The organism is Paenibacillus sp. MABNR03 (assembly GCF_050455445.1).
Classification (GTDB): Bacteria; Bacillota; Bacilli; order Paenibacillales; family Paenibacillaceae; genus Paenibacillus; species Paenibacillus xylanilyticus.
Genome location: NZ_JBCIYR010000004.1, coordinates 541,008 through 552,173, shown reverse-complemented (window position 1 = coordinate 552,173; position 11,166 = coordinate 541,008). Strand labels below are relative to the sequence as shown.

Annotated in this window: 12 protein-coding genes; 6 read left to right on the top strand and 6 right to left on the bottom strand. The window is 49.2% G+C overall.

The genetic code is table 11. The annotated features are described in order from the left end of the window. From AAIH57_RS22150 to AAIH57_RS22125, 6 genes are all read right to left on the bottom strand, one after another. A complete protein-coding gene (locus tag AAIH57_RS22150) occupies window positions 1-762 on the bottom strand; it encodes a lysophospholipid acyltransferase family protein (protein WP_430023013.1) in 762 nt (253 codons plus the stop codon). Beyond that, complete coding sequence (locus AAIH57_RS22145) at window positions 731-1,498, bottom strand: carotenoid biosynthesis protein (RefSeq protein WP_430023012.1); 768 nt, start codon at window positions 1,496-1,498, stop codon at window positions 731-733. The genes AAIH57_RS22150 and AAIH57_RS22145 overlap by 32 nt, the downstream gene beginning before the upstream one ends. Continuing rightward, window positions 1,498-2,370, bottom strand: a complete 873-nt coding sequence (locus AAIH57_RS22140; RefSeq protein WP_430023011.1) for a phytoene/squalene synthase family protein — start codon at window positions 2,368-2,370, stop codon at window positions 1,498-1,500. Before AAIH57_RS22140 ends, AAIH57_RS22145 begins: the two co-directional genes overlap by 1 nt. Further along, entirely contained in the window at window positions 2,367-3,830 is a 1,464-nt protein-coding gene (locus AAIH57_RS22135; protein ID WP_430023010.1) for a phytoene desaturase family protein, read from the bottom strand. Before AAIH57_RS22135 ends, AAIH57_RS22140 begins: the two co-directional genes overlap by 4 nt. Further along, window positions 3,827-5,377, bottom strand: a complete 1,551-nt coding sequence (locus tag AAIH57_RS22130) for a phytoene desaturase family protein (protein WP_175396686.1) — start codon at window positions 5,375-5,377, stop codon at window positions 3,827-3,829. The genes AAIH57_RS22135 and AAIH57_RS22130 overlap by 4 nt, the downstream gene beginning before the upstream one ends. A 318-nt stretch (window positions 5,378-5,695) precedes the next feature. Further along, window positions 5,696-6,637 carry a MerR family transcriptional regulator gene (locus tag AAIH57_RS22125; protein ID WP_175396687.1) on the bottom strand — a complete coding sequence of 314 codons (942 nt, stop codon included), beginning with the start codon at window positions 6,635-6,637 and terminating at the stop codon, window positions 5,696-5,698. A 268-nt stretch (window positions 6,638-6,905) separates the two neighbouring features. On the opposite strand from AAIH57_RS22125, the gene AAIH57_RS22120 reads away from it, so the two are divergent. The 6 genes from AAIH57_RS22120 to AAIH57_RS22095 all read left to right on the top strand — a co-directional run bounded on the left by AAIH57_RS22120 (window position 6,906) and on the right by AAIH57_RS22095 (window position 11,162). Further along, entirely contained in the window at window positions 6,906-8,381 is a 1,476-nt protein-coding gene (locus tag AAIH57_RS22120; protein WP_430023009.1) for a phospholipase D family protein, read from the top strand. A gap of 122 nt (window positions 8,382-8,503) precedes the next feature. Beyond that, window positions 8,504-9,127: a TetR/AcrR family transcriptional regulator gene (locus AAIH57_RS22115; protein ID WP_430023008.1), complete on the top strand. Its 624-nt coding sequence runs from the start codon at window positions 8,504-8,506 to the stop codon at window positions 9,125-9,127. Then, on the top strand, window positions 9,124-9,468 hold the full coding sequence (locus AAIH57_RS22110) for a DMT family transporter (RefSeq protein WP_175396690.1): 345 nt from the start codon (window positions 9,124-9,126) through the stop codon (window positions 9,466-9,468). The genes AAIH57_RS22115 and AAIH57_RS22110 overlap by 4 nt, the downstream gene beginning before the upstream one ends. Next, window positions 9,468-9,782 (top strand): DMT family transporter, encoded by a 315-nt coding sequence (locus tag AAIH57_RS22105; RefSeq protein ID WP_175396691.1) that lies wholly within the window; start codon window positions 9,468-9,470, stop codon window positions 9,780-9,782. The genes AAIH57_RS22110 and AAIH57_RS22105 overlap by 1 nt, the downstream gene beginning before the upstream one ends. Window positions 9,783-9,890: 108 nt before the next feature. After that, the gene (locus tag AAIH57_RS22100; RefSeq protein WP_281366068.1) at window positions 9,891-10,022 is read left to right on the top strand and encodes a hypothetical protein; all 132 of its coding nucleotides are present in this window, start codon (window positions 9,891-9,893) and stop codon (window positions 10,020-10,022) included. A gap of 192 nt (window positions 10,023-10,214) precedes the next feature. Beyond that, window positions 10,215-11,162 (top strand): TetR/AcrR family transcriptional regulator, encoded by a 948-nt coding sequence (locus AAIH57_RS22095; RefSeq protein WP_175396692.1) that lies wholly within the window; start codon window positions 10,215-10,217, stop codon window positions 11,160-11,162. The last annotated feature ends 4 nt before the right edge of the window (window positions 11,163-11,166 follow it).

Here is an 11,166-nt window from a genome sequence, read left to right as displayed (position 1 = left end):
CTAACGGATTCCCCGCTTTCGTGCCGCATCGTATTTTTCACTCGTAGATCGTCCGTTACGAATCAGGGAGATTGCTCCCGGTAAACTTCCTTGTCCAATGCGCACCAACTCAGACTTGTGATGGTCTAACTGCTGCTCCAGCACAAGACCAAGTCTGACCGCAATCTCTTCACTCTTCCACACACTCCAGTCTTCCATTATAGGCGCACCGGCCACCATCGATATCTCCGGCAAATCATGCTGAACCATGCCATGACACAGAGTTACAGGTACAGCCAGCGTCTGGGGAGAACGACGAAGCAGTAATCCGATGCCAGGGCGAAACCGAATGGGCCTTGCATCCTGATGCAGGATTTCGCCCTGGGGAAAGATCCACACTCTTTTCCCCGCCTGAAGCAGCCCCGTTGTATACTGCATGGTCTTCCGGATTGCAGAAACACTCTCCTTGTTGATGGAGTAAGCGCCCAATTTGCGAAAGAAGGCATATTGCTGCAGCTGCTGCTCTTCCATCATGACATAATGGTCTCCTGCGGAAGTCCGGAGCGCTGCGTGATAGAGTAACAGGCCATCCCACCAGGAACTGTGGTTCATGAAATAGAGGACGGATTGATTCGGTGCTATGGACAAGCCGATTTTGCCGCCAAGCTGTGGGTCCAGTTTCCCCGAAAGCGTGAATGAACGAAAGCGCCGACGCAGCAAATAATACTGATTGTATAAGTAGAACATTCGGTTAAACCGTTTTGATTTTACGGCGGGAATCACTCAGCCAGCTCCCTTCTGCAAGCAGTGCGCCCACAAGCGCAATGATGAAACTGCCTGTGATGTCTTCTTTCAATGCAAGCAGACCGAATAACAGGATGAACAGCTGGTACACCCACTTGGCTCGCAGCAAAGAATGGCCGTCAGCAGGCATGGCTGGAAGAAAGAGCGACAGAAACGCACCCATAATGAACCAACTGATGTAATTGGTCCAGGGAACGCCATAGAATCCGCCGGGGGCCTCCCAATGCCAGAAACCTCTCGCATGCGCAACCGGATCAAGCACCAGATCAAGCACAATAGCCCAGAATCCGGTTTTGACCGCCCGAACCAGCTTCCCGGGCCAGCCAGAACCGCCGCCGCTTAGCAGAGCGGAGTTTCCGACTACTGCAATCCAGGCGAAGCCCAGGGTGACCGGAACACTGAACAGATGGATGCCGAAAAAATCTGAGTAGCCATACTCCCCAAAGGGCCATTTCGTATGGACACCAACCCACTCCACACCCATGCCGCCCAGCCACAGGATGGCTGAAGCGGCCCAGAGTCCTGGTTCCTTCCATATGACTGACTGGTCGGACAGTCCTGTTCTTTTCCGCCCCTGATAGATCAGATCCAGCACACAGAGTGCATAGAAAACAAGAAACAGACCGTTGGAAAAAGATAATATGTCAGGGACTCCGATGGTGAGCATCAGTGTTGCCCCAATGACGTACCATGCCCAATACAAAACCTGTATCATCAGGAAACCGCCGTACGGGAAGCCTGATAAGCCAATACCGGATACCGTTTCACAATCACACCGAGCATCTCCAGTTTCAACTCATCGGTCACAAAGGCCCGTTTGTTATATACGTCATAGTCGTTACGTTCTACCGCTTGTAAGATGGTGGAGTAAAAGGCGGCCGCCAGTTCGATGGCAAATGCACTTTCCGCAGGGTAGGTCTCCAGCCGATCCATCCCAAGCCTGAACCACTCCAATGCTGATGTTTTTAATTCCTGAATGATTGCTACAAACCGTTCGTCCACAATGCCATCTGCCCAGTCCTGTTCGGAGTAGCCATGTTTCTCCATGATTTCGAGGGGTACATAACGACGTGCTCTTGCCCGGTCTTCGCCCACATCACGAATAATGTTTACGATCTGCATTCCCTTGCCAAGTGCAATGCCGTTCACGGCCACTTCCGCGCCATTATCATCCCGCAGCACAGGCAGCAGCATTTCACCTACCGTTCCGGCAACGAGATAGCAGTAATGTTCAAGATCTTTCATCGTCCCGTAATGGGTTACCTCAAGATCGGTCATTTGCCCATCCATCTGGCGGAAGAAAGGCCCCTTGTCCAGGTGAGGGAAATTAGAAAACAGCCATCTCAATGCAGGCCAGATAAAGTGGCCTTCCGCCTTCTCAAGATGTTCAAAACGATCACGAATTTCGTGTATGGTATACATCGACTTTTCCGGCTCATCCACACTGTCATCAATGATGCGGCAGAACGCATAGATTACATATACTGCTTCACGACGCGGACTTGGCAAACCTCTGAAGGCCTGATAAAAAGAAGAAGAACCTTTTTGCATCAACTCTTCGCACCTGTTCAAAATCGTTTCATTCATGTTCCCATCTCCTTCATGAGTAGATTGACGGCCATACGCGCACTTTGCATCACGATCGGGACTCCGCCTCCGGGATGGACCGACGCCCCTGCTGCGTACAATCCGCGTATTGCCGGGAATGGTTTCGGCTGGGGCCGATATACACCCGATTGAAACAGGATAGGCGCAATACCGAAACTGCCCCCGCCGTATAGTCCGTCACGCTCGGCATCTGCTGGCGTACGTATCTTCTTCCATCTAATCGCTGCACGAAGCCCCGGGAACCCACGCTGCTCTGCTTCTTCCAGGACCCGATCGGCCAGTGCATCACTTTCCGTTGACCAGTCCACCCCTTCAGCATCTGGTACCGGAATGAGAAAATATAATACACTTTGGCCTGCCGGAGCAGCAGATTCATCCACAGCAACCGGGTTAAATACATAAAACGAAGACTTTGCCGGAATACGGCGCTGGTTGAACACTTCCCGCAAGCTTGCATCAAGACTCGGTGGCAGGAAAAATTGATGCGTTGCTGCATCCTCCCAGGTCTTGTCGACACCAACATAAATTAATACACAGCCGGAAGAGGGCCGATACGGCTTTTTTTTGACCGCTGCTTCAGGCATGTTGCCAAGCAAGCCCTTTAAATGAGGGAAATCCCCATTATAGATGACTGCATTCACCTCTTCAGCGCCTGCTGCCGTTTCTACACCCTGGCAAACGCCATCTTGAATACGAAGCCCGGTCACTTCTGTGTTCAGCACGACACGCCCCCCGCGCGCAATCAGTTCTGATTCCAGAATCGAGGGTAATGCAGCATACCCACCCTTCACCATCCAGATTCCATATTCATGTTCTGCATAGGGAAGAAGAGAGTAAATTCCAGGGGTACCAAACGGCGATCCTCCGATATACAGACTCTGAAGCGAATAAGCATCAAGCAGTTCTTCATGATGAAAGTAATCCCCTACAGCTTTACGTACACTTTTGTGTGCACGCAGCCTGCCCATCAGGGACAGAAGAGACGGTGTGAAAAAATCCCTTTTCCGCGGAAATGCTCTTTCCAGAAAAGCAGATCGTCCTGCCGGGAACAGCGTATCCATGTCCTTCATAAATTTCGTAAATCCCCGGCTCTCTCCAGGGAATAACCGCTCAATCTCCTCAGCCTGCTGCCTTCGGTCTGTCATCTTGGTCATGACGCGTCCGCTGCTATAGTGAACCCTGTATAACGGATCACAGCGCAGCAATTCCACCTTGGAGCGATCCACACCGGCCTCCTCCAGAATGCCATGCAGCATGTCAGGCAGAAGCACAATCGTTGGGCCCTGGTCAATGCGATACTCCCCATTTTGTTCATAGCCAATGCGTCCGCCAACTCGTGTACCCCGTTCGTATACCGTTACGTCCCAGCCTTGCCGATTCAGCAAAAGTGCCGAGGTCAGCCCGCCAATGCCTGCCCCCACAATGGCTGCCCGCTTCATGAACGGCCTCCGGCCTTAGCGGTCTTCACATATGAGGATCGATTTGAACGGATTCTGGCATCCTCTTCCTGAATCAGCCTGACACTGATTCGAGCGGACTCGAATATGGTAGGCAGGCCGCTGCCCGGATGGGTTCCGCCACCAACCAGCCATACCCTTTTCAATTCTTCAAACTGGTTATGCGGGCGAAGATACATCATCTGACCCAGATTATGAGCCATGTTAAACGTTGCCCCGCGGTACACATCCAGTTCATTTTCCCAATCCAGCGGGGTAAACATCATGGATTCTTCTATACGGCTCCGAATGTCTGCCAGCTCGGGGATCGCCTCAAGCCGCTGCATCATTGCTTCACGTACATTCTCTCGTTCCCCTTCCCAGTCGATGTCCCCCGTAAGGTTCGGAGAAGGCATGAGCACGTATAATGCAGATTTTCCTGCAGGGGCAAGCGTCGAGTCGAGCTTGGAAGGGTTATGAATATATAGAGACGGGTCAGCGGACAGCACTTTATGCTTCGTGATCTCATCGACGTTCAAACGGTAATCTTCGGGAAAATAAATCGAGTGATGCGGGAGATTAATCTCGCCGTCTACCCCAAGATAGAGCATCGCAGTAGAACAGGAGTATTTCTTGCGTTTCATTTTCTCTGGTGTATATTTCTTGAGCACACCCGGTTCAAACAGATGGTTCACCGCATGTGCAAAGTCTGCGTTGACGACCACATGATCCGCTTCAATGCGTTCACCGTTCTCCAGCAACAACCCTTCAGCTCGGCCATTACGAACGATAACCTGTTTAACCGGGCTTGATGTATGTATTCGTCCTCCATACTCTTTTACAATGTCAGCCATGGCTTGAAATACACGATTCACGCCGCCAATCGGATGAAACAGTCCATAGTGGTGCTCAATGAATGACAGGATGGTGAATGTCCCTGGACAATCCCAGGCAGACATGCCCAGATATTTGGACTGGAAAGTAAAGGCCCAGCGCAATCGCTCGTCCGTAAAATAACGGGACAGGATGCCGTAAACCGTATTGTTCACATCCAGCTTCGGAAGAGCCGTTACAGCGTCCTTGCGCAGATAGTCTGTCAACTTGCCAAAGGGCCTGCGCAGCAAGGGCATAACTTTGCCAAACTTGATCTCCTCTTCCTGCATAAACCTCAGATAATTGTCCTCATTACCGGGAAACAACTCCTTGATCTGGGCAGCGGTATCCTCACGGTTGCGGGAAGGCGTGAATACCTTATCGCCAAAGTTCAGGGCATATAAGGGAGTCAGCTCCTTCAGGTCCACATAATCGGATAGTTTACGTCCCACAACGTCAAACATCTCTTCAAGCAGCTCGGGCATCATCAGAAAAGTCGCACCCCGGTCGAAGCGATACTCACCGAGCTCCAGTCTGGCAGAGCGTCCACCGATCACTGGCTGTTTCTCATAAACGTCGACTTCATATCCCTGACCGGACAATAACATGGCCGCTGCAAGTCCACCCGGACCAGCACCAATAACAGCTGCACGTTTACGTTGCTGATTAGATATCATGCCAACTCACCTTTCTTATGGTCAAAAACATGCTTCCTACGTCCTTGACCTATTATTAAACAGTTGATAATTCATCGAAGCGGATATGGTCCAAAACGTTATACAAATATAATACAAATATTATACGAACTTGTAAACCGAATAATGACTCGCTGGTCAAATTACTGTAAAACTAAACGTTTACAACATAAAAAAACATCCTTTGCGCTTTTGCGTCAAAGGATGTCACTTAATTTATAGCCTATACATTATCATGCAATAGAAGTTGCTCATGAACTCCCTCATGTGGTCTACACCTTGTCAAAAACTGGACACCGCTTAGTTCTGCGTACGCAAAGGATTCTCCGTCAAATACTCCCGCTCCAGCCATGCCTGCCAGTCTGATGAATTCTCCGGCATGATCCAATCCGGATAAGCTGCATTTTTATTGCGCTCATAACCCTTGCCTCCAAGGATAAAGCGCATATACGGAAACTCGGACAGAATGCGATCGATCAACCGATCACTCTTTTCGCTTAAGCTGGGATTCGTAATGGAGAGACAGACCAGTTTAATCTTTTGCTCCCGGATAATGGGGAATACCCCCTCCTCGGGAGTATTGGCACCGAGATATAATACCTCGGCTCCATTTTTGCGCATAAACAGCGAAAATAACAGCAACCCCACCTGATGATGCTCCCCTTCCGGACAGAGTGCCAGAACTTTGGGCAGATGCGGATAGATCGGGAACAGATGGAAAAACTGATAGAACCGCTGTGAGATCAGCTGGGTCATAAAGTGTTCCTGTGCCACCGTTGCTCTGCCCTGCTCCCATGCATCCCCCACACGAACGAGAATGGGGACAAGCACATGATAAAACATGGAGTCATATCCATACATGGTGAAGCCAAAATCAATCAACCCGTTGGCGCGTTCACCCTGAAAATGGTAGAGCGAGTCATAAATCTGATCGGCCATGCGTGAGTATGCCTCTTCCATCGTGGGAACCGGGGTAGTTAGCGGAGCTGGCATGACCGATTCGGGCGGCTGGGGCGGCTTTGCTTTGTTCTCTTTTAACATGCGTACAGCTTCAGATATGTTGGTCTGATGCTGTTCAACCTGCTCCTTCAACCAGCGCAGGTCTTCAACATTCTCATCGGTGTACAGTCGATAACCCGATTCCGTCCGTTCAGGGGTTACCGCACTGTACCGATTCTCCCAAGCCCGGAGCGTTACCGTTGGAATGTCCAGCATGGCAGCGACTTGTTTGATGGAATACACTTTATTACCCACTCTCTTTTCTGAAATATCCAGGCCATCAATAGGTTAACGAATACTTCCTCCGTCCTTGTCAGGTATATGGAAATCCCAACATTCCACAAAAATAATACACTCATTATACACAACGGCCTTACACCTGTCGATTGCATTCAGGCAATTCGTTTATGGACTAAAACCCGTTTCTCCCTGTCCAAATACGCAGCCTGCGTCAATATGGATAACGGAGTGGTAATAGAAGTCAGCAAGTTTACAAAAGGGGGATATGCTGTTGTTTAATACAAGCCGATCATCATCAGAACACAAGACATCCAAACGTCGTTTTCCATACATACTCACAGCTCTTGGAGTTCTTATATTATGGCTCGTGGCAGTCATGATTTATCAAACATACAAGCCACTACCTGCAGGCATTTCCTATGAAAGCCCTGAATATCGGGTAGACGAGGTAGCCTTCCTTCATGACCTCACTTACCCCTCCGGGGACGGACAGATGGAACATGAGCAGCAGATTTTCCAGCGCATGCTTCAGATTGTAGAGGAGGCTGAACAGTTTGTTGTGGTGGATATGTTCCTATTCAACAACTATCAGCATAAGGGACAGCATTTCCCGCCGGTCAGTTTGGAATTCACAGATGCGCTGGTCGCCAAAAAAAAGCAGCATCCCGACATGCAGATTCTGTTTATTACGGATGAAGTGAACACCAACTATAACTCTGCACCCAATGCACTGCTGGAACGAATGAAGCAGGCTGGTATTCAGGTTGTCATTACAAATGTAGATCCCCTCCGTGATTCGACGCCTGTATACTCGGCGGTCTGGCGTACGTTCTTTCAATGGTTTGGTCAGTCGGGAGACGGCTGGCTGCCGAACCTGATGGCAAGCGACGGCCCAGACATCACGATGCGCTCCTATCTCAAGCTGCTCAACGTAAAAGCCAATCATCGCAAGGTCGTTGCCAGTGAGAAGATGGCGATCATTTCCTCAGGCAACATCCACGATGCCAGTGCCTATCACTCCAACGTGGCTTTTGAGGTTACCGGTCCAGTCATCGGGGATATACTCCAGTCGGAACAGGCTGTACTCGACATATCAGGAGGAGGTCAGGTTCCTTCCTATACTGCTCCTTCCACGGATCCAAACAAGGGGGATTTGCGAATTCGCTATCTGACCGAAGGAAAAGTAAATGATGCGGTATTGCATGAGATCAATCTGACGGAAAAAGGGGATACCTTGTGGATGGGCATGTTCTACATTGCTTCTCCGAAGGTACTGGATGCGCTGCTGGATGCGTCCAAACGGGGAGTCAACATCCGGCTTGTGCTCGATCCGAATGAAAATGCATTCGGTCAGGAGAAAATCGGCATTCCGAATCGTCCTGTAGCCGCAGAGCTGCATGACAAATCAGATGGCAAAATCCAAATCCGTTGGTATAACACAACCAAAGAGCAGTATCACACCAAAATGATGTACATTGCCAAGGCAACCGGGGATCATATCGTACTTGGCGGATCAACCAACCTTACCCCACGAAACATGAATGACTATAATCTTGAAAATGAACTATGGGTGGCTGCGCCCGCGAACCATGAGTTCACTCGCAACGTGGCGGATTATTTCGAACGAGTGTGGAATAATGAGGATGCCGAGTTCACCCTGCACCTGGATGAATTCCAGGAGAAAACGACTTTTCTGAAGGGGATTATCTATAAACTGCAGCTCATACTGGGCTTCACCACGTTCTGATTGGTGTAATTAGCACCTTAGTCGCCTGTTATAATTTAGCAGGCGGCTCTTTTGAATGACTTGACATCTGATGTGAAATATGAAAATATAATCTCCTAACGACCGTTAGGAAGGTGAATAAAATGACTGCACAATCCATATTAGAAGCGGCCTTGTTCCATTTTGCCAGAGATGGGTATGAGGGTGCGTCCCTTAGAGCTATCGCTGATGAAGTCGGGATTAAGAAACCGTCGATATATGCACATTTCAGCGGCAAGGAAGACTTGTTTCTCCATGCACTGGCCCATGCCTTTCAAGAAGTAAAACGCCATACATTAGAATATTTTCGCGATCATGCGGAGCTTGCACTGGAAGCCCGACTCAAGGGCGTGTTTCCCTGGTTCGAGCAGGAATACAACGCTAATGCTTCTGCCCGATTGATGCTGCGCATGTCTTACTTTCCTCCCCCGGGACTGTACAAAGAAGTGATGGATCTCGTGCATCCATTCCTTGATGGCATGGAGCGATCTCTAAACCGACTTCTGCAGCGAGCAATACGTCATGGAGAATTACCTTTGATTCCAACGGAACAAGCTGCCATTGCTTTTATGACTTCTCTCGATGGAATTACCGTTGAGATTATCTATGGAAGCTCACGTCGTTATAAGCGGCGTCTTGAAGCGGCTTGGCCTGTCTTTTGGCACGGCATTCATCATTTGAACGAAGAGGCACAGAAGATTGTGCCGGAAGGAGAAACAGCATCATGAACCGCAATTGGTTATATGTATTTATCGGAGGCATTATCGAAATTGTCTGGGTAAGCGGACTGAAGCACGCCTCCAATCTATGGGAATGGGCTTTAACCGCTATAGCCATCATCGTGAGCTTTGCTTTGATCATCGCAGCATCCAAGAGATTGCCCGTGGGCACGGTATATGCCGTCTTTACCGGAATCGGAACCGCAGGCACGGTCCTAACGGAAATGCTGCTGTTCGGCGAGCCTTTCCGTCTGGCCAAAATTCTGCTGATTGGACTCCTGCTCTGCGGCGTAATTGGACTGAAACTGGTCACGGATCAACACGAAGAAGCGAAAGAAGGTGTGGCATAATGGCATGGTTAGCCATTGTAGGCGCAGGCATCTGTGAGATTTTTGGCGTGATCGGCATTAACGGCGCTTCTACCAAAAAGGGCTGGCCTTATATCGTGCTCATGCTCGTTTCCTTTGTATTCAGCTTCTCGCTGTTGTCCTATGCCATGACTTCCATTCCCATGGGCACAGCCTACGCTGTATGGACAGGCATCGGTACCGTAGGCAGCACATTAACGGGCATGTTCCTGTTTGGTGAACGCAAGGAGGCCAAACGACTGTTGTTTATCGCCATGATATTGGTGGCTGCGGTTGGTTTAAAACTGATTACGTAAAAACTGTATCTATTCTGTAAAAACTAGGGCAACTTCCATCTGGAAGCTGCCTTTTTGGTATATCATGTAAGTAGATGTATCCCGGTGAAAGTGGAAAGGATGATCTGTATGAAGAAATGGTTGGCACATCTCGGCTCGCTCGCAGGATATTCATTTCTCATCCTTATAGGTGCCTTTTACCTGATTGCACTTGCTGCCATTATTATTCTGGCCATCTATGCCTTTCAGAACGGAGCATGACTCTCCTCTCTATCCTGTAGAAGGTGGCTATCCTCATCTCTCCCTCTCCTTCTATTAAATATCGGCTCATCCCTGTCGTTTTTCCCAATTCTCTCCCATTTGAATTCACACTCTCAAATCGTTTATACTAGTTCTGACCTTAAAGTCAATTCAAGAACTCATAAGTTCCGCACTGAGGTGAATGTATCGTTAATGAACCCTATTCATGAGATGAATGAGAAGAAAAAACTCATTATTACGACAGCCCTTAAGCTGTTTTCTGCCAAAGGCAGTGCTGCAACTTCCATGCAGGAAATTGCAGAGCTATGCGGCATGTCCAAGGGAAGCCTCTATCTGATGTTCAAATCCAAAGAGGAGTTGGAAGCCAGTACAATGGAGTACTGCATTTACACCCTGATGGATGAGATGTCCCAGATTGAACATGAGGCCGGTCTCACATCCAGAGAACGTCTGCACAAGCAGATTGAAACGCTGCTGGTTCACGTTTCCGAACTGAAGGAGTTTCTCCGGGTACAGCTGCGCAGCATCATGATGGATGATGAGCAGCATCCCGGCAGCAAATGCAATCCGAAGCACAGGGATATGGAGATCCGTACCTTGCACTGGTTTAAGGATAAGCTTGAGGATCTGTACGGTCCCGAGATTGAGCCTTATACCGTAGACCTTATTTTGCTAACGCATGGACTGTTCCTGTCCTACGTCAAGATCTGGTTCACGGAAATGCCATCCCTAACCGTTTCCAAAATGGCCTCGAATCTACTGCAAACGATCGATTATGCAGCGTATGGGCTGCTGAATCAGCGGCCTGCACCTTTGATTCCTTTGGAAAACTGGCCGGCATGGACCAGCGATTCACATACGGATTCGACGATGATGCGTCATCCCATTCACATCATCAAACAGATGCAGGATATCGTGACTTCCGATCTGACTGCAGGACAATCCCGGAACGATGCCCTTGAAACTATCGCCATTCTGAAACAGGAAATGATGGAATTCACACCGCGGCGTGCCATTATTCTGGGCATGATGCACAACCTGGAGAACATTCCAGCGATTGAATCCTTGCACTCCGAGCTTCAGCATATTCTGGATGCCATGTACAGCCGGTTCATCCAGGCTGACTCGTCACACAAATAAGATA

What these genes read in the sequence shown, in the direction of transcription:
- AAIH57_RS22140 (WP_430023011.1), bottom strand. Translation starts at nt 2,370, where the DNA reads ATGAATGAAACGATTTTGAACAGGTGCGAAGAGTTGATGCAAAAAGGT.
- AAIH57_RS22130 (WP_175396686.1), bottom strand. Translation starts at nt 5,377, where the DNA reads ATGATATCTAATCAGCAACGTAAACGTGCAGCTGTTATTGGTGCTGGT.
- AAIH57_RS22105 (WP_175396691.1), top strand. Translation starts at nt 9,468, where the DNA reads ATGGCATGGTTAGCCATTGTAGGCGCAGGCATCTGTGAGATTTTTGGC.
- AAIH57_RS22110 (WP_175396690.1), top strand. Translation starts at nt 9,124, where the DNA reads ATGAACCGCAATTGGTTATATGTATTTATCGGAGGCATTATCGAAATT.
- AAIH57_RS22145 (WP_430023012.1), bottom strand. Translation starts at nt 1,498, where the DNA reads ATGATACAGGTTTTGTATTGGGCATGGTACGTCATTGGGGCAACACTG.
- AAIH57_RS22135 (WP_430023010.1), bottom strand. Translation starts at nt 3,830, where the DNA reads ATGAAGCGGGCAGCCATTGTGGGGGCAGGCATTGGCGGGCTGACCTCG.
- AAIH57_RS22095 (WP_175396692.1), top strand. Translation starts at nt 10,215, where the DNA reads ATGAACCCTATTCATGAGATGAATGAGAAGAAAAAACTCATTATTACG.
- AAIH57_RS22100 (WP_281366068.1), top strand. Translation starts at nt 9,891, where the DNA reads ATGAAGAAATGGTTGGCACATCTCGGCTCGCTCGCAGGATATTCATTT.
- AAIH57_RS22115 (WP_430023008.1), top strand. Translation starts at nt 8,504, where the DNA reads ATGACTGCACAATCCATATTAGAAGCGGCCTTGTTCCATTTTGCCAGA.